This window comes from Pseudanabaena sp. lw0831, assembly GCF_016584665.1.
GTDB lineage: Bacteria > Cyanobacteriota > Cyanobacteriia > Pseudanabaenales > Pseudanabaenaceae > Pseudanabaena.
Genome location: NZ_BBJB01000048.1, coordinates 70,863 through 92,723 on the forward strand (window position 1 = coordinate 70,863; position 21,861 = coordinate 92,723).

General features: G+C 42.1%; 18 protein-coding genes. 13 read left to right on the forward strand and 5 right to left on the reverse strand.

Translation table 11 applies throughout. The annotated features are described in order from the left end of the window. Positions 1 to 19: 19 nt before the first annotated feature. The gene (locus APA_RS08600; RefSeq protein WP_201321880.1) at positions 20 to 4,297 is read right to left on the reverse strand and encodes a chemotaxis protein CheB; all 4,278 of its coding nucleotides are present in this window, start codon (positions 4,295 to 4,297) and stop codon (positions 20 to 22) included. A gap of 536 nt (positions 4,298 to 4,833) precedes the next feature. Here APA_RS08600 and APA_RS08605 point away from each other — a divergent pair. The 3 genes from APA_RS08605 to APA_RS08615 all read left to right on the forward strand — a co-directional run bounded on the left by APA_RS08605 (position 4,834) and on the right by APA_RS08615 (position 7,653). Further along, positions 4,834 to 5,820 carry a metal ABC transporter substrate-binding protein gene (locus tag APA_RS08605; RefSeq protein ID WP_236579462.1) on the forward strand — a complete coding sequence of 329 codons (987 nt, stop codon included), beginning with the start codon at positions 4,834 to 4,836 and terminating at the stop codon, positions 5,818 to 5,820. 153 nt (positions 5,821 to 5,973) lie between these two features. Next, positions 5,974 to 6,738, forward strand: a complete 765-nt coding sequence (locus tag APA_RS08610) for a metal ABC transporter ATP-binding protein (protein WP_201321881.1) — start codon at positions 5,974 to 5,976, stop codon at positions 6,736 to 6,738. 60 nt (positions 6,739 to 6,798) lie between these two features. Then, on the forward strand, positions 6,799 to 7,653 hold the full coding sequence (locus tag APA_RS08615; RefSeq protein WP_201321882.1) for a metal ABC transporter permease: 855 nt from the start codon (positions 6,799 to 6,801) through the stop codon (positions 7,651 to 7,653). A gap of 80 nt (positions 7,654 to 7,733) precedes the next feature. On the opposite strand, the gene APA_RS08620 is transcribed toward APA_RS08615, so the two are convergent. Continuing rightward, a complete protein-coding gene (locus tag APA_RS08620) occupies positions 7,734 to 8,558 on the reverse strand; it encodes a VanW family protein (protein ID WP_201321883.1) in 825 nt (274 codons plus the stop codon). A gap of 81 nt (positions 8,559 to 8,639) precedes the next feature. After that, positions 8,640 to 9,137: a hypothetical protein gene (locus tag APA_RS08625; RefSeq protein ID WP_201321884.1), complete on the reverse strand. Its 498-nt coding sequence runs from the start codon at positions 9,135 to 9,137 to the stop codon at positions 8,640 to 8,642. A gap of 403 nt (positions 9,138 to 9,540) precedes the next feature. Between APA_RS08625 and APA_RS25135 the strand changes: the two genes are divergently transcribed. The 6 genes from APA_RS25135 to APA_RS08655 all read left to right on the forward strand — a co-directional run bounded on the left by APA_RS25135 (position 9,541) and on the right by APA_RS08655 (position 15,115). Then, positions 9,541 to 10,812 carry a DUF4157 domain-containing protein gene (locus APA_RS25135; protein ID WP_236579463.1) on the forward strand — a complete coding sequence of 424 codons (1,272 nt, stop codon included), beginning with the start codon at positions 9,541 to 9,543 and terminating at the stop codon, positions 10,810 to 10,812. A gap of 18 nt (positions 10,813 to 10,830) precedes the next feature. Further along, positions 10,831 to 11,265, forward strand: coding sequence for a hypothetical protein (locus tag APA_RS08635; RefSeq protein WP_201321885.1), 435 nt, complete (start codon positions 10,831 to 10,833; stop codon positions 11,263 to 11,265). 291 nt (positions 11,266 to 11,556) lie between these two features. After that, positions 11,557 to 11,721 (forward strand): pentapeptide repeat-containing protein, encoded by a 165-nt coding sequence (locus APA_RS08640; RefSeq protein WP_201321886.1) that lies wholly within the window; start codon positions 11,557 to 11,559, stop codon positions 11,719 to 11,721. Positions 11,722 to 11,798: 77 nt separating this feature from the next. Beyond that, on the forward strand, positions 11,799 to 13,916 hold the full coding sequence (locus tag APA_RS08645) for a DUF4157 domain-containing protein (protein ID WP_236579464.1): 2,118 nt from the start codon (positions 11,799 to 11,801) through the stop codon (positions 13,914 to 13,916). Between the two features lie 320 nt (positions 13,917 to 14,236). Further along, on the forward strand, positions 14,237 to 14,683 hold the full coding sequence (locus APA_RS08650; protein ID WP_201321887.1) for a hypothetical protein: 447 nt from the start codon (positions 14,237 to 14,239) through the stop codon (positions 14,681 to 14,683). Positions 14,684 to 14,746: 63 nt separating this feature from the next. Continuing rightward, a complete protein-coding gene (locus tag APA_RS08655; RefSeq protein ID WP_236579465.1) occupies positions 14,747 to 15,115 on the forward strand; it encodes a hypothetical protein in 369 nt (122 codons plus the stop codon). Positions 15,116 to 15,119: 4 nt separating this feature from the next. Here APA_RS08655 and APA_RS08660 read toward each other — a convergent pair whose 3' ends face one another. Next, positions 15,120 to 15,917, reverse strand: a complete 798-nt coding sequence (locus APA_RS08660) for an ion transporter (RefSeq protein ID WP_201321889.1) — start codon at positions 15,915 to 15,917, stop codon at positions 15,120 to 15,122. A 142-nt stretch (positions 15,918 to 16,059) separates the two neighbouring features. Between APA_RS08660 and rlmD the strand changes: the two genes are divergently transcribed. The 4 genes from rlmD (at position 16,060) to APA_RS25470 (ending at position 19,479) form a co-directional block, all read left to right on the forward strand. Further along, positions 16,060 to 17,424, forward strand: coding sequence for a 23S rRNA (uracil(1939)-C(5))-methyltransferase RlmD (gene rlmD, locus APA_RS08665; RefSeq protein WP_201321890.1), 1,365 nt, complete (start codon positions 16,060 to 16,062; stop codon positions 17,422 to 17,424). A 140-nt stretch (positions 17,425 to 17,564) separates the two neighbouring features. Beyond that, positions 17,565 to 18,647 carry a 3-isopropylmalate dehydrogenase gene (gene leuB / locus APA_RS08670; RefSeq protein ID WP_201321891.1) on the forward strand — a complete coding sequence of 361 codons (1,083 nt, stop codon included), beginning with the start codon at positions 17,565 to 17,567 and terminating at the stop codon, positions 18,645 to 18,647. A gap of 180 nt (positions 18,648 to 18,827) precedes the next feature. Continuing rightward, on the forward strand, positions 18,828 to 19,169 hold the full coding sequence (locus tag APA_RS25465; protein WP_201321892.1) for a Uma2 family endonuclease: 342 nt from the start codon (positions 18,828 to 18,830) through the stop codon (positions 19,167 to 19,169). Between the two features lie 43 nt (positions 19,170 to 19,212). After that, positions 19,213 to 19,479 carry a Uma2 family endonuclease gene (locus APA_RS25470; RefSeq protein ID WP_268961905.1) on the forward strand — a complete coding sequence of 89 codons (267 nt, stop codon included), beginning with the start codon at positions 19,213 to 19,215 and terminating at the stop codon, positions 19,477 to 19,479. Between the two features lie 37 nt (positions 19,480 to 19,516). Here APA_RS25470 and APA_RS08685 read toward each other — a convergent pair whose 3' ends face one another. Further along, positions 19,517 to 21,841 carry an NACHT domain-containing NTPase gene (locus tag APA_RS08685; protein WP_201321894.1) on the reverse strand — a complete coding sequence of 775 codons (2,325 nt, stop codon included), beginning with the start codon at positions 21,839 to 21,841 and terminating at the stop codon, positions 19,517 to 19,519. Positions 21,842 to 21,861 lie beyond the last annotated feature (20 nt).

Sequence of the window (21,861 nt, forward strand, 5' to 3'; positions counted from 1 at the left end):
TTGGAGACCAAGCCCCTACCTATACAAAAAATGTAGGGGTTTGGTCTCCAAACCCTCTTTCAATATGACTTTCTGCGGCACGCAATAAAGCTTTTTCTAACAGATCAAAGTCGATGGGCTTACTGATATATGCATCCATACCTGCGGCGGCATATTGTTTTTGATCTTCTGGGGCTGCATTCGCAGACACCACAATGATGTAGGGGCGAGAGTCCTGATCCCATTCAGCAATAATTCTTTTGGTGGCTTCGATTCCATCTAGTACAGGCATTTGGATATCCATCAAAATTACATCGTAGGGTTTCTCCCGTAGCATGGTTATCGCCTCTAATCCATTGTTAGCGATGTCAGCATCGTGTCCTAAGTTCTCCAAGAGTACCTTTAACAGCATCTGATTATAGTCCACATCCTCGGCTATCAGAATGCTTAATGGCTTGGTTGATGTTACTTTTTCCTGAACCGCGATCGCAGCTTCTTCGATCGCATTTTCATCTGTTGGTGATAGTAGGGCGATCGCTTTGGGTGCTTGCTCGATCAGGGCTTGCGGGTGATTTCCTGCTAAGTCCAACTCAAAGCTAAAGGTACTGCCCACATTGACTTCGCTGACGACCTTGATTTCACCGCCCATTTTTTGGACTAGATTTTGGCTAATCGCTAAGCCTAAACCAGCACCTTTAGTTCTCGTTTCAGCTTTGCCAGCTTGCTCAAAGGGTAAGAATATCTTTCCAATTTCGGCGGCGGTCATGCCTGTACCTGTATCGGCGATCGCAAACTGAATTAGTTGATCCGGAGATTTCGTAACTGAAAAAGTAATCGCCCCAGTGGAGGTGAACTTGATCGCATTGCTAAGTATATTGAGCAAGACTTGTCTTAAGCGTTTTTCGTCTGCATAGATAGTTTTAGGAAGATTGGGTGCAAACTGCGTTGTCAAGGTGAGTTTTTTCTCCATAGCCTTGAAATAAACCATCGCGACTGTGACTTCCAAGAAATTAGATATAAACAAAAGATTTGGCTCGATTTCTATTTTGTTGGCTTCGATTCTAGAGATATCGAGCAGATCTTCAATTAGTGAAAGCAAATGTTCACTAGACTGCAAAATGATTCTTGGATATTCCTGAGATTCCGCATCTAGATGCGGATGATCTAGGAGAATTTTGGAAAAGCCCATGATTGCATTGAGAGGAGTGCGTAATTCATGGCTCATATTACCCAAAAATACGCTCTTAGCTTGATTTGCTCGTTCATAAGCAGTCATTGCTTCCGACAATTCTTGATTTTTGACAACCATTTGCTGCTTTTGGAGATTGCGTTCAGTGATATCTTCGATCGCAATCAAAATCATCCGCCCGATATTACCTTGCTCAATCCGACAAGCATTGATCAACATCGTGCGCCGACCCAGACGAACAAAGTCCTGAGTAAGTTCATAATCTTGGGCAGAAATATCCAACATGAGAATGTCATTTAGTAGCGATCGCAGTTTAGGAATATCCCAATCTCCATCCCCTAGTGCAAAAATCGACTGCTGCTCAGTTTGGTGAGGATGCATTTGGAAGATATTATAAAAGGCGCGATTTGCCGTAATCACTTGTAGATCGGCATTTAGCACTATCAAGGGCTGATGTAAAGTCTCAATGATCGCTGTGGCATAATTGCGTGCTGCTTCTAACTCGATCTCATTGCGTTTAAGCAGATCGATATCAAATAAACTAATCACCACTCCATCAATATGATTGTCAGTAGTTCGATAGGGACGAATTCTCAAGCTAAACCAATTTCCTGAATGATCTTGTACGGCCTGTTCATAGGGAATCAGCGTATCAATTACCGATGTTACCAAGCTTCTGATATGGAGAACATCAAGGTTAATCTGAATGTCGCTAAAGGGTCGTCCTACATCACTAGGAATCAGGTTAAAAGCCTGCTCCGCCATTGGTGTAAAACGTCTAATTCGCAAATCGCCTGACAACATCAAAATTGGGATATTCACACTGCTGAGCAGATTTTGCATATCGTTGTTGACTTGATGCAACTGGATATTGCGGCTGCGTAATTCATCATTAATCGTGCCTAACTCTTCATTAGTGGCTTGAATTTCTTCTTTAGCAGTTTCCAATTCCTCATTGGTGCTTTGTAATTCCTCATTACTTGATAAGATTTCTTCACCAGCAACCTTGAGATCTTGGTTATTCGCTTCTTGAGTGTCAATGATCGATCGCAAATATTCTTTGGTTTTTTCTAACTCATGAGTGAGCCGCACCACTTCTATATCCGTCTTAGTCGATCGCTCTTTGCGGGGCTTAGCGAGTATGCTTGCGGCGGCAGGTGGCAGCAATATTTGCGCTGGACGGCTCTCAAATAGCACTAAAAAGCATTGATCGCCATTGGCTCTTAAAGGAATCACATCCAACTTGACGAGCAGCCCCTTCGACATCTCAATGCCATCTTTAGCGATCGGCAAGTCTTGATCTCTGGCATTATAAATCGCCGATCTCAAATCTAGGCGCAATTCTAAACGAGCCATCTTGAGCAAATTTAGGCTCGCCTTACCAGGAGATGGCTCTAAATAAGGGCTAGTCTGCCCTCGAAACTGCAAAATCTCCAGATCGGAGTTAATGATCACGCCCGCAGGCGCATACCGACTTAATATCACCTGATCGGCTAGCTGTTCCAAGTTTGTTTCCGCAGTGTTTTCATTGCGGGGTTCCCGATTTACAATCTCACGCATCTGGTTGCTTTTGACGAAGTTAAAATTCATCCTTGATGATGTGATTTTACCCTTATAAATGCGATTCTTTTTGTCAACGATCTCAAACAAATCTCCCGCATTGCCAATTCCTTCAGAACTTCCCAACATCAAAAATCCATTGGCATTAAGTGCGTAGTGAAAAATTGGCATCACCTTTTTTTGCAGCACTGGTTCCAGATAAATCAGCATATTGCGGCAGCTAATCAGATCTAGCCTCGAGAATGGCGGATCGCTAGTCAAATTTTGTCGCGCAAATATACATAATTCCCTAACCAATTTGCTAATCTGATAGCCCCCATCTGTGGGTGTAAAAAAGCGCCGCAACCTCTCTGGAGAGACATCAATTAGCAAATTATGATGATAAACTCCAGCCCTTGCGGTTTCGATCGCCTGTTCGCTAATATCCGTAGCAAAGATCTGAATGGCAGGCTTGATCGGATAATCATCTAGAAATTCTAATAAACTAATCGCGATCGAATAAACTTCTTCACCCGTTGCACAGCCGGCCACCCAAATCCGAATTGGTAAAGACTGCGATTTATTTTCACAAATAATGGGAAATACTAATTCCTGTAGCGATTTAAAAGATTCGGGGTCGCGAAAGAAACTAGTCACATTAATCAAAATGTCATTGTATAGTTTTTCAATTTCACTAGGATGCTCTTGCAAATAGAAGGCATAGTCTTCTACTTTTTGCAGATTCAGCAAACCCATTCGCCGCATCATCCTTCGACTGATTGTCCCTTTCTTGTAATGGCGAAAATCGGCTCCTTTCGCTTTCTGCAATAGTCCAAAAATAGTTGATAAAGCTGCGATACCTTCTCCCGTTTCTGTAAAAACTAACGCCGATTGATCGTCAGGTTCATAAAGCGTAATGGCAGTATTTATTGCTTCATCATGGACATTTGTACCAAGGCTAATATTTACCAGTTCAGCGGCAATCTCCGCAGGTGACAACACAAAATCCACAAAGCCCGATGCGATTGCAATCATTGGCATGGTAGGGAAGTCTGCTGAGGCAAGCTCTTGAGCGAAGGTGATTCCCCCTGCCGCCTTAATTGCGCCGATACCTGCTGTACCATCTTCATTGCTCCCCGATAAAATCACCGCGATCGCCCGATCCCCGAGATCGGCAGCAAGGGAACTAAAAAATTCATCGATCACCATATATTTTCCCTTGACTCGCTGACGCGGTTCGAGCCTCAAGATGCCCTGCTCCAGAGTCATCGAAATATTCGGCGGAATCACGTACACCGAATTTGGCATAATTCTCATGCCTTCCCGCGCTTCATTGACTGGCATCTTTGTCGAACGCCGTAAGATCTCACTTAACTGGCTATCATGTTGCGGAGCTAAATGCTGAAGCAGCACAAAGCCCAGCCCAGTATCCGCTGGTAACCCTCTGAGAATTTGCACAAATACTTCTAATCCGCCTGCTGATGCGCCGATTGCAACGATTGCTGAGCATTCTGTCAGCGTTTGCTCAGATGCGATCGTTAAATCAGATAAACTAGTCTCTTTGTCTGAATTCGATGCAGCATCGGACATTACTAGTTCCCTGAGATTTTATAGTGTATTTTCATACTAGCAAAACCGCTGCAAATTCCATCTTTAGAAATAATAATAACGAACCTTACGCAGAAGTTTGCCAAACCCTCACCCCTAGCCCCTCTTCCGCAGGCTACGATGTACACACAAGTCATAAAACCTAGCTAAGTCAACAATTAATCGCCCCCTAGCCCCCAATTCTGGGGGAACAAGAAAAGAACTGTCTTTCAAAGTCCCCCAGAATTGGGGGATTTAGGGGGCTTATATAAATCGAAACGAAGACAAATTGACTTGTGTGTACACGGTAGCTCCCGCAGGAGAGGGGAATAAGAAAATAATACGGTCTTGCTCTCCTTCTCCTGCAGGAGAAGGGGTTAGGTGATGAGCGCAGATCTTCACTCTGCGTATGGTGAGATAGTAATTTAATTGCCGCAAGACCATAAAGGTTTAGCCCTCTGCGCTTCTTTTCATAATCGTTTCATTTTTCGCCTTTATATGCTATATTTTAAAAAATGAAACGATTATGAAAAATAATCATGGAGCCTAAACTCAGTTGCATTAAAAGTTTGATGTCCCTGAAAAGCTATCAAACTATCCTTACTAGTCTTGTGTTTGCAGTTAGTCTGAGTGGATGTAACTTCCCGACTACCTCGCCACAAACTAGCAATATCTCCAATTCCCCAATTAGATCGGATCGCAAAGACAAAAAAGTGATCCTGACCACGTTTACAGTGCTTGCCGACATGACGCAAAACGTCGCAGGTGATAAAGCGATCGTTGAGTCGATTACGAAGGTAGGCGCTGAGATTCATGGCTACGAGCCTACACCCAGTGACCTCCGTCGCGGTCAATCAGCCGATCTAATTCTTGACAATGGGATGAACTTGGAACGCTGGGCTGAGCGCTTTTATAACAGTTTTCCTAAAGTCGATCGCCTAACCTTGAGCGAAGGCATTCAACCCATCAACATCGCCGAAGACTCCTATCAAGGTAAGCCCAATCCTCATGCTTGGATGTCGCCCCAAAATGCATTGATCTATGTCGAAAATATTCGCAAAGCTCTGAGTAAAGCCGATCCCGTCAATACCGCAACCTATGACGCTAATGCAAAAGCCTATAGCCAACAAATTCAAGAGATCGATGCCAAGCTCAAACAAACTATATCGACCATTCCTCTAGACAAGCGCTACATCGTCAGTTGTGAAGGTGCATTCTCCTATCTTGCCCGTGATTACGGATTGAAGGAAGTTTATATTTGGCCAGTAAATGCCGAGCAGCAAGCCACTCCTAAGCAAGTAGAGAAAGTAATAGAAGCAGTGAAAGCCAACAAGATTCCGACCGTATTTTGTGAAAGTACAGTCAGTGATAAAGCGATGCAACAGGTAGTAAAAGAAACTGGAGCAAAGTATGGAGGTGTCTTTTATGTGGATTCTCTATCTCCTCCCGATGGACTCACCCCGACATATCTCAAACTACTGGAATATAACGTCAATACTTTAATCAAAGGTTTGCAGGTCAAATAAGTTGATTTCTGATTTAAACTTTACCCCACCCTAACCCTCCCCTTGCAAAGGGGAGGGAACTAGATTTCTAGTTTTCCCCCTTGGCAAGGGGGAATTAAAGGGGGTTAAGTCCGACTCATGTCTAGATGATGAAAGATTCTTTAGAAAACAATTATGAATACATTTAGCATTGACATTGAGAATGTAACCGTCGCCTATCATGGCAAAGTTGCCTTGCATAGCGCATCACTCCAACTCAAAGCAGGTACAATCTGCGGCTTAGTCGGGATGAATGGCGCAGGTAAGTCCACACTATTTAAAGCGGTGATGGGCTTTGTGAAACCTGTAAGTGGAAGGGTATTAATTAATGGATTACCGATCCGCCTCGTCCAAAAGAATAATCTAGTTGCCTATGTACCACAAACAGAAGAAGTAGATTGGAATTTCCCTGTGAGTGTCCATGATGTAGTGATGATGGGACGTTATGGCTACATGAACTTCCTGCGTATTCCGAATTCTCAAGATAAACATGCTGTGCGTGATAGCTTGGAGCGAGTCGAAATGTGGGAAATGCGCGATCGGCAAATCGGTGAGCTATCAGGCGGTCAAAAGAAACGCACATTTTTTGCACGCGCTTTAGCCCAGCAAGCCAAAGTATTGTTACTAGATGAACCATTTGCAGGAGTTGATGTCAAGACCGAGAAGATAATGATCAATCTGCTCATGGAACTCCGCGACGCAGGTTATACGATTTTAATTTCCACCCATGACTTAGATTCGATCACCACATTTTGCGATCAAGTAGTCCTCATCAATCGCACAATTCTTGCCTATGGTGAGACTTCAGAAGTATTTACCGAAGAAAATCTTTCACGCACTTTTGGCGGTTCGGTTATCGATTTATCGCGTTCAAAAATAATTACAAACCCAATTTTGTGAGGTTGCGCACCTGCGGGGCGCAACCTCACAAAATTGGGTAGTTTAGCAGGAATAATCGGAATGGAAATAGTGAATTGGTTTATAGCACCCTTACAGTATGGGTTTATGGTCAAAGCGATCTGGGTGAGTGCCTTGGTCGGTGTTGTCTGTTCGGCGCTATCTTGTTTTATGATCCTCAAGGGATGGGCGCTCATGGGAGATGCCGTTTCCCATGCTGTACTCCCAGGCGTGGTACTTGCCTATGTGATGAATATTCCCTTTGCGATCGGCGCGTTTGTGTTTGGCGTGGGTTCAGTCATGGCGATCGGATTTATCAAATCTAATACACGCATTAAAGAAGATACGGTAATTGGATTGGTATTCACGGGACTATTTGCCTTCGGGATTGTGTTAGTTTCCAAAGTTAAAAGCACAGTCGATTTAGGGCATATTCTCTTTGGCAATGTCCTCGGAATCGGCGATAGCGATATTCTCCAAACCGTAATCATTAGCGTCATTACCTTAATAACCCTTGCACTTTTACGCAAAGATTTAGTCCTATTTTGCTTTGATGTTACCCATGCTCGTTCCATCGGTTTAAATACCACGTTTCTTTATTACGTTCTCCTATCTTTGTTATCACTCACTGCTGTTGCAGGACTTCAGACAGTAGGGATTATTCTCGTCGTAGCTATGTTGGTCACCCCAGGGGCAACTGCTTATTTATTAAGCGATCGCTTTGACCACATGATGTTGATTGCGATGGCATCAGGGATGTTTTCCAGCGTGATGGGAACTTACATCAGTTATCACATTGACGGCTCTACGGGCGGCTGCATCGTCGTTTTGCAAACCTTATTATTTCTAACGGCAATGATTTTTGCACCGAAGCATGGAATGTTAGTGCGATCGCGTCAACAAATTGCTGAGTCCTAAAGCAATTTACGCTCAAACCCAAACCAAGAAATTTTTTGAAAGTTTTGCTTTGCAAAACTTTCAAAAAATTTCTTGGTTTGTTATTTCCCCGCACTCAAGAGTGGAGAATACATCATTAAAGCGAAATTCTCCGTAACAAACTCTTCATTTAAGAGCTGGTTTGTATTTAAGTCATAGATTTGTCGAAAAAGCTGATTTTGCCGCATGTATCGTCCTGCGATCGGACCAGTAATCAGGTGGTTCTTTTCGATTATTTCGTACCTATAGAGACTTTCAGTATCAGAACGGATCTCTCCACATAAATGCTCTTCAGTTAGCCACAAACAAAGCTGGTATTTATGATTTGTTTTGTTCTCAATTTGCAGATCGATATAGTTATACGACAATGTTGCACCACTTCCAAAAGGCAATGTCCGATTAACATCAGGAAAAACATCATAACTATGCCGCCAACGTTCTTTGATCGATAGAGGAGAATGTAAAGTCATCCAATAAATTAAATTTCCTAATTGGCACAATCCCCCACCATAACCAGTGCGAACTTTACCATTATCTAAAACCATCCCCAATTCAAATCCTCTGTGCTTGGTTGGATTGCCTACTAAATACCAAAAAGAAAAGACTTGATTGGGCTGAATCACCAATCCATCCATTTGTGCGATCGCTAGACGCAAGTTGGTAACTTTGTTATATTGCAGCCACATTTCCACATCTTTTAACTGACGCAGTAGAACCGATTGATGGGTAAATATTTGCGCAGGTAAGCGATCGGTCAGAATCTCTGTGGCAAATTTTATATCAGAGAAAATCCACTCAAATCGACGCTTAAGAATGTAGAAATATCGCCCTACCCATAACCTCAATTTACTACGTTTGATGGTCTTTTGAAAATTATGGTTTTGCATAGTTTTCTAATTTCTTGATTGGGTTAGCATTGCAATTTCTAAAAGTATAAACCCAGGGAGAAGCGCCGCTTCTCTCTGGGTTTATTGCTTAGCGGTAATCGCCATCATAAAAGCATCGGTAGTCGCAAGAGAAGCGATCGCAATCCCAATTCCTAATGAGATCATCGCTTTCCGCAAAAAAACTGTTCGTTCAGTTTTATAAGTTTGGAGATCTTCAATTTGCTGCATCCATGTTGTCGTAATCGCAGTTTGCAAGCTTTCATTTTTTTGCATCAATACTTCAGGAGAAAGCCCTGTGGTCGAGACTTTGCGTGGATATAGCCCAAGTACCGCAAAGGCGATCGCGATCGCTAGAGCCACACATGCCGAAAGTTTGAGACTCAAATAGACAAAGTACAGATTTGCCTGCTCTGGCTTGACGTAGATCTGAAAGGTGGAAGTAACGCGCAGACCCAACAATAACAAAGCACTAATTTCCATGACCCCTGAGAGCTTTGTTCCCAGAGTATCGACTCCATGCTGAGCTTGCTCTAAGCAAAACTTAGTGTATTCGTAAAGAAAATTTTGCTGTTCTTCCATACTTTCATTACTTTTATTTGTTTTGTGAATCTAATTTATCTAGTATGCGTAATCCTTCTTCAATATTACCTCGCGCTGCCATTGCTTTAAAGTTACGATGAGACAAGGGAAGGTTGCTTAACTTCAGAGTAACAATCGGGAAATATGCTTGTGTCTTGTGTCTTGTCTCCTCTTTATTTCCGATGAAGTCTACTTTGTAAAGCCAATTCTTACTGTGAGAAGGGAGTATCTCGAAAATGCTTCATTAATCAACACAAATTTAACAAATGCAAAGTTATGTAACAAGACGCTGCAAGATGTGGCAATAAATAATCAGAATTGTTATTAAATTTTTCAATTGTGCGAGAATATACAATATCAAATACATGCTGTGTCTCAGTAAGTAAATTTAGGGGGTAGTGACATGTCGCGTACTTACGATAACGAAAAAAAGCCTTCTCAATCCACGGCTTCAGTCAAACCCATGGCTTCATTTTTACAAACTAGAGGCTTCACGCCACTACAGACGGATTTGGATGAAGACGTTCCACCTCGACCATCTGGATACACTGAAAATTTTCTCGAAAAAATAATTAATCAGCGCAGTACTGAATCGTCTGATACGCCAATCCAAGCAAAACCACAGAAACGATTGAAGGCGATCGCATCTCAGCGTATGGCGATCCAAGCTAAATTGAGTATTGGCGAACCCAACGACAAGTACGAGAAAGAGGCTGATAATACGGCAGCAATGGTGGTGCAACAAATTAACTCACCAACGCAGGAGCAATCTGTCCAACGGCAAGAGTCGATGGAAGAAGAGGATGAAGAATTGCAAATGAAACCAATCTCTACAATCCAACGACAAGAGTCGATGGAAGAAGAGGATGAAGAATTGCAAATGAAGTCTTTGGTGCAGAGAAGAGAAAATCTTGGTGGAGGTGAAGCATCAACTGATTTAGAGTCATCGATTCAGAGTGCGCGGGGTAGCGGTCAGTCGCTAGATGCTGGTCTGCAAGCTAAGATGGGAGAGGCGATGGGAGCAGACTTTAGCGGTGTGAAAGTACATACAGATTCGCAATCTGACCAATTAAATAAATCCATTCAGGCTAAAGCTTTTACAACTGGACAAGATGTATTCTTTCGGCAGGGGGCATATGAGCCAAGTAGTCGAGGTGGACAGGAGTTGATTGCTCATGAGCTAACTCATGTAGTTCAGCAAAATGGGTCAAAGACAGCAACACCATCTCCACAATGTATGGTGCAACGTGCTTTTGATGCCACGGCTCCCAGTACCTATGATGATGATGGTGGACATGCTTTGGAAAGACATGGTGTTGGTGTGGCAGAATCAGCTCATGAGACTAGAGCAAAAACTAATGCGCCTACTTATTCATCTAGTGGATGGGCTTCAGAGGCTATGATGAAAAAAGCCGTAGTGAATGCAAAGGCGACTCATACGGGGCCATCAATCAAAAAAACGGCTAATAAATGGAAGATGAAATGGACTGTAAATGTCAATTTGGCGAAATGCGGATTCACATGGACTTATGATAGTGGGACTGATAAGGTAACAAAATCTGATATGGACACTGCTGTGGTGATCTTCAAGGTAGAGGAAAGAACTGGCAATATTCTGTGTATGACAACTGCTTACCCAGGAGCACATGCTATAGACTTTAATGCCACTGCATAGAAACAAGAAGGTACAATAATGAAATCTGATTTTGAACAACTTTTACGGCAGATCGTACAACATGAATTGGATGAAGATTTGACAGACTCCCCAATTCTAGAAGACATCCATACCATTCTCACAGAGAATGGCATGGAGCGTGATGAAAATATTCCATCATGGCTAATAAATTTTTTTAGTGCGCTAAGAAATAGTGAATCCTTAGGGATAAGCCCACAAACTGCCTCTCAACCACCAGTATATGTAGGAGAGTTTTTTAGTGCGTTGCAATCAATTTTAGCTTTGGATTGCTATGACTATGGCGAATGGGTTAGAGTTCGTTTACCAAAGCATGGTATGTTGGGCTTTTTATCAATCGAACATGCATACTATCAAGTGGCGCGACTAACAGAGATACCTGAAGATGGGTTGAGCGATATTTCTGCAGCGAAGATGCTTAATCGTTCTAGCTAAATTGATTTTTAGTGTGATCGCCGATATCGTAGGTTGGGTTGAGGAGTGAAACCCAACACCAACGAAATTTATATTCAGTGCGATTGTAGTTTCAGTTATTGATTTTGATGTGATCGCAATACTCAAAAATCTCAAATTCAAAAAATGTGAATTACGCGATCGCAGTTCTAGCTATTGATTTTTAGCTGGTGTGATCGCCTATAGCGTGGGTTGGGCCGAAGAATGAAACCCAACACTAACAAAACTTATATACAGTGCGATCTCTTTTGGGTTAACTGTTTGGTATAGCTGATGTTCCACCCAACCGACTCTTTCGGAAGAGCTAATCTCGGCGAAGTGAATTTAGTTGATGCTTATCTCGAAAATGCTTCATTAATTAATACAAATTTAACAAAAGCGAAGTTATGTAACACGACTCTGCAAGATGAGGCAATAAATAATCAAAATTGCCGTTAATTTTTTTTGATTATGCGAGAATATGCAATATGCAAATTCATGCTGTGTCTCAGTAAGTAAATTTAGGGGTTAGTGACATGAAGCGTACTTTCGATAACGAAAAAAAGCCTTCCCAACCCACGACTTTAGTCCAACCCAAAGCAACATATTTACAAACTAGAGGCTTCGCGCCACTTCAGACGGATTTGGCTGAGGATGGTACCTTTCGACCATCTGGATACACTGAAAATTTTCTCGAAAAAATAATTAATCAGCGCAGTACTGAATCGTCTGATACGCCAGTCCAAGCAAAACCAATGAACTGCTTGATCAAGCCGCTTCAATCTAAGCGTATGGCGATCCAAGCCAAGCTGAGTATTGGTGAGCCAAATGATAAGTATGAGCAGGAAGCTGATGCTACTGCCTCTAAAGTTGTTCAGCAGATAAATTCCCCAACTCAGGATAAATCTGTCCAACGAGAATCAATGGAGGAAGAGGATGAATTGCAAATGAAACCTTTGGTGCAGAGACGTGGAAATCTTGGTGGGGGAGAAGCATCAGCTGATTTAGAGTCATCGATTCAAAGTGCAAGGGGTATCGGTCAGTCGCTAGACGCTGATCTACAATCAAAGATGGGTCAAGCGATGGGGGCAGATTTTAGCGGTGTAAAAGTGCATACAGATTCGCAATCTGACCAATTAAATAAATCAATTCAAGCAAAGGCTTTTACAACGGGACAAGACGTATTTTTTCGGCAGGGGGCATATAACCCAAGTAGTCGAGGTGGTCAGGAGCTGATCGCCCATGAACTTACCCATGTAATACAACAAAAAACGGGACAAGTTCAGCGTCAGCAAATTCAACGTGCTATTGGCTTTGAGTTTGAATTTGGCACTTGGAATACATATCATAGTGATAATGACAGTAGGCTGACTAAAGGAGAAAAGATTGTCGGAGGTCCAGGTTATAAAATTGAAGGTGAAGACGGACTAACTGATGCTTCTGCTATTGAAGTGGTAACTAAACCTTATGATACTAAGGAAGAAGCAATTACTTCAGTTGAACATGCTCGTAAATCTCTAAAATTTATGAGTACAGTACATCAATTACTTGGTGAACCAATCTTAGCCGATCAAGTTGGTGGAGAAGACAATATTACTATTATCCCAGGTAGTTCTGCTGGAAAGATGCAGGCATCTCCTTCTGTTTCACTAGATAAAATTCCCGATTTGTATAGACACGGTGTTGGTAGCTCTTATCAAGGTTACGTTGATAAGCTAACTCAAGAAATGAATGACAAAGATTTTAAAAAGAAATTCTTGGGGAAAGAAGCACCTAGTGAAGAGCTAATGGGATTAGTGACGCTAATTGTGTCCTACTTAGAGCAAGGATCTCGCAAACAAGCACTGTTCTATCCAAAATCAGCTTTTACAATTATGGCACGAACATCTTTCACTAAGATGTTTCAACTTGTACCAGAATATGGCTTTTTCAGTACACCTAAGAACATAGACAAATGGGTGGATATGATTTTGACTATAGCTCAGAAAATGGTTCCATCCTTTGACAAAGAAGAAACTGGTAAATTCAAACGAAATTGGAAGCCCGGCAAAGGATTTGGAGACTATAAGCGAGATGTTAAGACTATGATGATCCCAGAGACTAAGAAGCGATCGCTAAAAGATGTAAAACAAGAAGCAGTACTAGGAATGCCTTTAATGGGTGTAGAAGCTTTGCTAGGAGATGAAAAGGGTCAGGGATATAAACTCAATGTCACTCGAGAAGAGTGGCTCAGAAATATGCCTAACCAAGATCTACTTAGCAAGGAGACTGACAAACGTTTTGAGGGTATGGGAGCCTATGGTGATTCAACAGATGTTCAAGTTTTAGAGAATGAAGCAGAACTTGCTTCGGAAGCCCTAGTAGACGAGTTGAATTTAGATAGTTCACAAGAACAAGTTGAACAAGTTGAACAAGTTGAACAAGTTGAACAAGTAGAAACTAAGAAAGCACCAAAGGAAGCACCTATTTTTGAACTGCGTGGGTTACGAGATATGTTTGGTATAGATCAGGATGTAACTTTAGATGATTGGTCTAGCAAAGTTGGAGCAATCTTCGATATTATTGACGACACCAATAAAGCAACCTACAAGCCTGGTGGTAAACCTCAAGTCCCTGAAGATGTTGACAATCCTAATGTCTGGGATAAAGTTTAAGTAGCGCATCTACAGGTGTTGCAAAAAAAATAGCATTATCGCTGCAAGTAATGTAAGCGCCAGTTTATCGAAAGCTAAAGTCCACAGTGATATTAAGTACACCAAACAAACTGTTGGGGATAGCTGACGCTCCACCCAAACTGCTTTCTGTAATTTAGAATTTCTAAAATTGGCAACATGCGATCGCGGTTTTAGTTGTTGATTTTTGGCTCGTGCGATCAGCGATCTCGTAAATTGAGCTGAAGAATGAACCCCAACCTACTTGCTACAATGTCCAAAAGGCGATCAAAAATCGTACTCTCTTAACCGAGATTGAAATAATGAAACTACTCTCAATTCCTTATGGTGCAATTGCTTATCTTATGTTTTTGCTAATAGGATATATAGCTGGGGGTTATCTACTTGCCGCTTACAATGTAAATCAATTTATTTTGATCGGAAACTACTTAGTTGCTTTAAGATTAGCGCAAACAGGAGCATCTTCAATTAGTTTAGCGATCGCTTGGATTTCTCTGTGGATTTGGGGTGCTGTATTTGCATGGGCAAAGCCATTTATCTTAGTAGAAATAAGTGCTAAAACTGTCGCTTTATTGTTACTATCATGTTGGATACTAGCTACTAGTATGATTTTTTTACTAGCATTTGCTAGAGCAAGAATGCATAAATTAGGACTAGATAAGCGTAAATCTATCTATGGATTAATTATACTTACATGGGGAGCGATGACACTTGGCTGGCATCTATATCAATGGATTAGTCCACAATAAATACAAGGAAAAGACGTGAGCCAATCTCCTAGAAGCTACAATTCAAGAGACGTAGATTACTATATGCATCAAATCCCTTTACAGGTTTTGGAGAAATTAGATGAAGTGGAGAGAGAGCAACTAAAATCAGTTATCCATACAGCAATTCCTAAATCTGCACCGAAGTTAATCGATCTTAGATTTGTGATTGATATTATTTTTATGCGCTACTTTGTTGTGCTAATGATCGGCAAAGATAGGCGTAAACAAGATAGACAATATGAAGTTAAAGGCTTTGCTAAATTTGCCAACAAAATTGCCGCAATTTTATTGATTATTGCCATGAGTTTACTAATTAGTGCAGTTACAATTTTAATTCTCTATCTTCTTAAGTCCGCCTTAGGAATTGATTTATTTAAAGGTCATATAACTGATATTCTATTCAAAAAATAAAGGCTCATAGTTTAGTACCACATACCTTACAGAACTCCGCATCTGCATCATGCAATGACAATCCACAGCCAGAACAAATAGACTCCTTCATCATGTCATTTGCGCGATCGCTTTGGTTTGCAGTTTGCACCAAGCGCTTAAATAGCTCTCCTAACTGTACTGGGATCAGCGCAATACCAGTGAGAACCATGATCACAGTCGTCAGTTTACCCGCGTCAGACTGGGGCATGACATTGCTATAGCCCACGGTAGTCATCGTGAAAATCGAGAAATAGAAAGCATCAAGAAAGTTATGGAACATAGGATTGCTAGGATGTTCGATTTGGTAGACCAAACCTGAGAAGACAAACACGATCGCAAATAATGTGAAGAGTATCCTAAACAAAATGGCGATATCTTCGGTCTTATGGGCAAATAGAGCCTTTGACTCCACCAAACGAATCAGGCGCAAAATCCGAAACCAGCGCAATAGCCGAATAAACGTCACATCGATCGCGCCTAAAAAGAATGGCAAAATTGCGACTAGATCGATAATTGCATAGAGGCTAAATAGATGTTTGAGTTTCTGTTCAGCACAAATTAGCCTCAGAAAATATTCAAAGACAAATACACCAAGGATGATGTCATCTAGCAAATTGAGTCGATGACGGGTGATCTCAGCTATTTCGTAGGTTTGGGCAACAAAACTAATAGCAGAAGCAAGCACAAGAATCGCGATCGTAATATTGATTAGTTTGCCAATTGGTGTAGCAAGGTCATCAAGATAAAAGTTAATCTTCTGGCTAATTTTTTGTCTTAACATAACGACTTAAATAATATCAAATTGCAGCTTTCAAAAAACAAAGCCCGAGAATTAAAGATGGCGCTCCGCGCCATCTTTAATTCTCGGGCTTTGCGACAAGCTATAATCAAATATCTCCAGCCACAGATTAATTTAGGAAGCCATGCTACTACAGGGACAAAAAATCACGCTCACCATCGACGATCTAGCTGATAGCGGCGATGGGGTGGGACGTTATGAAAATATCGCCATCTTTGTTCCCAATAGTGTTCCTGGCGATCGCATTACTGCAAAATTAGAATTTGTCAAAAAGAATTTTGCTCACGCAAGTATTGAGAAAATCCTCACACCTTCAAGCGATCGTGTCTACCCTAAATGCATCGTTGCCGATAAATGTGGCGGTTGTCAATGGCAAACGGTAGGTTATCCTGCTCAGTTGCGAACCAAGCAAAACATTGTCTTGCAAGCATTACAGCGCATCGGTGGTTTTGATGCTGAGATGTTAGAAACACTAGTTTCTCCGATTGTGGCTGCAAAAGAAGGCTTGCATTATCGCAACAAAGCCACCTATCCCTTAGCCACGGGACGCGATGGCAATATTAAGGCAGGATATTATCAAAAGGGAACCCATAAAATTGTCAATCTCAATCAATGCCCAGCCCAAGATATCCGCCTCGATCCGATGTTGGAAGAGATTAAGCGTGATATACATAACCAATGTTGGGAAATCTATGATGAGAAGACGCACACAGGGCTATTGCGTCATCTAGGGCTACGTATTGGTAGAAACACGGGCGAGGTTCTAATTACTCTAGTAACGCGAGATTGGGATGTCCCGAACTTGATTGAATTTGCCCAAACTTGGATGAAACGCTATGACAAAGTAGTTGGGGTAATTCTCAATTGCAATCCTGATAAAACCAATGCCATTTTGGGCAAAGAAAGCCGTTGCATTGCAGGTAAGGATTATCTATTGGAGAAGTTTGCGGGTTTAACCTTCCGTTTACGTGCTGACACTTTCTTTCAGGTCTATACAGAGCAAGCCGAAAAGATGCTGAAAGTCATTGAAGCAGAACTTGATCTAAAAGGAACCGAAATTCTCCTAGATGCCTATGCAGGAATTGGCACGATCGCATTACCTTTAGCTGAGCAAGTCAAACAAGCGATCGCAATCGAAATCCAGCCACAGGCTACGGCTCAAGGCAAACTCAATGCCGAACTCAATGGTATTGACAACGTAGTTTTTCATACTGGCAAAGTCGAAGAATTGATCAGTACGCTCAATTTGCAACCTGATATCGTAATTCTCGATCCACCACGTAAAGGTTGTGAGCCTGAAGTAATTGACTATCTACGCGAAAATCCTTGCGATCGCCTTGTTTATGTCAGTTGCAATCCTGCCACACAGGCAAGAGATTTAAAATTATTATGTGAAGGAGATCGCTATCAACTCACGCGCATTCAACCCATCGATTTCTTCCCCCAAACTTCCCACGTAGAAGCGATCGCATTTCTGACAAAGTCCTAACTTACAGAGCTTTGCACTCAAACCCAAACAAAGAGATTTTGTAAAAACGTTGCGAATCAACGCTTTTACAAAATCTCTTTGTTTGGGTTTGAATCGCTACAATGTTATCTTAGGAAATCTGTCTTTAAGTATTTTTTGTAATGTCTAAAAACTATAAAATTACCCTTCTCCCTGGGGACGGGATTGGTCCCGAAATCATGAAGGTGGCGGTGGCGGTGCTACAGGCGATCGCACCCAAATTTGGGATTACCTTTGCCTTTGAGACGGCTCTGGTTGGTGGTGCAGCGATCGATGCTACGGGACATCCTTTGCCCGAAGAAACTTTGCAGATTTGCAAAAATAGTGATGCGGTTTTGCTAGCCGCAGTTGGCGGCGAAAAGTGGGACACGATGCCATCAAATTTGCGCCCTGAGCAAGCTTTACTAGGCTTGCGTGGTGGCATGGGCTTATTTGCCAATTTACGTCCTGCTCAGATTCTGCCCCAACTAATTGATGCATCGACCTTGAAGCGGGAAGTGATTGAAGGCGTAGATATTCTGGTGGTACGCGAACTGACAGGCGGCATTTATTTTGGTAAACCTAAGGGCATTGTCACCGATGAAAATGGGGTGAGGCGTGGTTTTAATACGATGGTTTATACGGAGCCAGAAATCGATCGCATTGCCAGAGTTGGCTTTGAAGCTGCTCAAAAACGTCGCGGTTCAGTTTGTTCCGTTGATAAATCCAATGTTTTGGAAGTATCGCAACTATGGCGCGATCGCGTAACTAGTATTTCCAGCGAATATCCAGATGTGAAGTTATCCCACATGTATGTGGATAATGCTGCTATGCAGATCATTCGCAATCCTAAACAGTTTGATGTAATTCTCACCAGTAATCTATTTGGCGATATTCTCTCCGATGCGGCGGCGATGTTAACAGGTAGCATCGGCATGTTGCCATCAGCTAGCCTTGGCGAAGCAGGAAAACCGGGGGTATTTGAACCTGTACATGGTTCTGCTCCTGATATTGCTAGTAAAGATTTAGCGAATCCTTTGGCTCAAGTCTTAAGTGCGGCGATGATGTTGCGCTATGCCTTTAATGAAGGAGATGCTGCTGATGCGATCGAGCTTGCCGTAAATAAGGTTCTCGATTCTGGTAAACGTACAGGCGACATCATGGCAGATGGCTGTGAAAGATTAGGCTGCATCGCCATGGGAGAAGCGTTGCTAGCCGCACTCTAAAAAAAGAGGTGGTGCTTTGCACCGCCTCTTTTTTTTGCATAATAGAATAAGCCACTCCCTTCCCACTAAAAGAATAGGCGCTATAAAGTGAATAATTGGTGGTGCGCGGCTTCGCCGCGCACCACCAATTATTCACTGGAAAGGGAGCAATTGATTTTGATACTAGAAGGTAAGTCGATTATGACAATCACATTAGAGAAAGCAATATCCCCAGTTATGACTCTTGAGGAGTTCTTTAACTATGATGATGGCACTGATGCAATGTATGAGTTTGAAGATGGAGAGTTGATATTAATGACGGCTGAAAGTGAAATCAATCGACGGATTGCGTCTTTTCTGTTTGCTTGTTTTTTGCAACAGGGTGTGCCCGCCTATCGTTTATCGATGAAGACAGAAATTGTCACCACTGGCTCAAGGTTGCGCGTTCCTGATTTGGTCATATTTTCTGAGGAATTAGCGATCGCGATGGAGGGGGCGAGGCGCTCTACAGTCATGCCAGAAATGCCATCGCCTTTTTTCTGAGGAATTAGCGATCGCGATGGAGGGGGCGAGGCGCTCTACAGTCATGCCAGAAATGCCATCGCCTTTGTTAGTAGTTGAGGGGGTTAGTCCCAATCAAAGTAGTCGTGATTATCGCTATAAGCGATCGGAATATGCAGCGAGAGGGATTGCAGAATATTGGATCGTTGATCCGATATTGGGGCGCATAACAATATTGGAATGGGTGGATGGCTTCTACGAGGAGAAAGTATATGAGGGTGAACAGGCGATCGCTTCCATAATATTTGCCGATTTAAAGTTAACAGCAGCACAGATTTTACAGGCTAATTAATTGTGTTGTGGGCGCTTTACGCCCACAACACAATTAATTAGGGCATGGGCAGTAGCAAACTTTGCTCGATCGCTTGTCTGACAGGCTGACGCACATAGCAATCACTTTCGAGGCATTCGACTAAAAGACGATTAGCATTACAGTATTGACGTAAATGTTCAAGTTGATGTGGAGTAAGATTCCAAATTTGACCAATATTACGATGGTTGATCGTTTGTTGACGCAGGTTATTAGCCCAATCCTCCCATTTGATCTCGCTATCTGCATCTTCAGGACAAGTTTCAATTAGTTTGGTTAAAGCATCTGCCAAGAGTAGATCGGAGGTTTCTTGAGCGTATTCTTGGGCATATTCCAGAGCAAGACTAAGATCTAGTTCTAAATCAAGCCCCAGATCTTCACCATCTTTAGTTTCCATCGCCCTTGCCAGATCAAAAGCGAGATCAATATTGAGATTGCGATTTTGACAAAGATCAAGATCGAGTACGAGACTACGTGCTAAGACATTAGCCAAATTGAGAAGATCGCTTTGGGCGATCGCACGTCCGAGAGTTAGATAGAAAGCACGTACCGATTGAATGCGATCGGGAACTTGAGCAGATTCCGCTTTTTGGTTAACCCATTGCAACAAACTTTGTAATTGTCGATCGCTAGCTAATAGGCGATCGCAGTGCTCCTTCATTAATAGTAACAACTCGTCAGCCGAGCGCATCATACCAACGGCAAGGCGCAAAATGTCATGCCAACGCTGATCGGTGATTTTACTTGCCAGCAATGTCAACGTATCTTGGGTGCCATTATAAACAAGCTCACGCGCTGCTAAATATTCATGAAAAGTTAAGTGCGAAAAAGAATAAATTCCTTTAGCTCGTTCTACAAACAACCCATGTTGCGATTCGATCGCCTTGATAATTGCTTCACTATCGAGTTGCAAAGCCTCCTCATTGGTATTTGCTTTAGGTAAATTACGAATATATTCGGTAATATAGCTTTCCAGATCGACTTGCCGAAAGAAGTAATCTCCTTGATAAAATGTTGTACAGGCAACTTGTGCCAATAAATCTTCTTTACGTTGCATCGACAAATTTTTATAAATTTGATGCCGTTCAATATTCCGTTTAGCATCCCATTTTTTAAGCAGTACGTCCAATCCTTCACGATAGAGTTCCGAACGATTAGTTGGGAAATCACCAAATTCATCGAACACTAAACATAATAGAGTCAGCAGTAACGGATTAGTAGCCAATTCTTGAATAGGACGATTGTCTTCTACTTTTCGTAAAAACAACTCAATATGTCGGGAATTACTAAGAAACCAACGCTGGGCAAATTGCGAAATCTGCAATGGTTGGAAGTTCGCAACCTCAACTTCCGTAAACTTCTCAAATACATATTCCTGCGATCCCAATCGACTGGTAATCACAAAACGATTGGTATAGAACTGCTCTGAAAAACTCCGTAAATCTTCGAGAACACGATGCAAATCATTTTCGCGAACTTCATCAAGTCCATCTAAAAATAGAATCGCGCGACCTTGTCGTAAAAGCTGTTTAACATTTGTCTCATCGCCAATGTTGTAAGCGTAAAAGTCTTGAGAGATATAATCTAATAAACGTGGCTGAGATTCAGCGCCTGCATACTGACGCAGTGTTACAAAAATTGGGACTAAATCACTAAAAATATTGCCTTGCGAACATTTCAGAGCTGTATATTTTAACAACGTCGTTTTACCCGCGCCTGGTTTACCTAGCAGCATCAGTTTGCTGTAGCGATTTAGAGCCTCCATGCTAGAAATACGATCTTCATTGATGAGTCCCATCTCAATGCGATCGCGCCCATGATAAGTAGCCAGCAAATCGGCAATTCCCAAACGGCGGCGACTGGTAATTTTTTCTAGAACATCTGTACCTGTATAAATATTTTCGAGGTCAATCGGATGCGACATGTCCAACACTCGCATGGTGGCGCAGCGTTCTTGGATGATCTGACGACTGCGATCTCGTAGTTGCTGCACCAGTTCTTCAATATTGATATCCGAGGCTACACTCTGCCTAGATGCAGATTGATTGGAAAGAATTGAGGTTTGCTCACTTTGCGAATTGGTTTGCGAACTGGTTTCTACATCTAAAAAATTTTGCAAAATATGTAAGAGACGATTATTTTTGCCGGGTCCCTTTCCACTGATGTCAAACTTCCGATAAATTTCTCCCATCCGCTTGCGATAGGCTTCTTCAGAAATGCCTAAAAAACTAGCAACTTCACGATCTTCACGATTTCCCCCAAATCGTAATAGGAAAACACTTTCCTGATCGGCAGAAAGCTGATGGGTTTGAGCCATTCGCGTCAGAAATTTTTGGGGAAACATAAGTTTATTATGATAAGGAA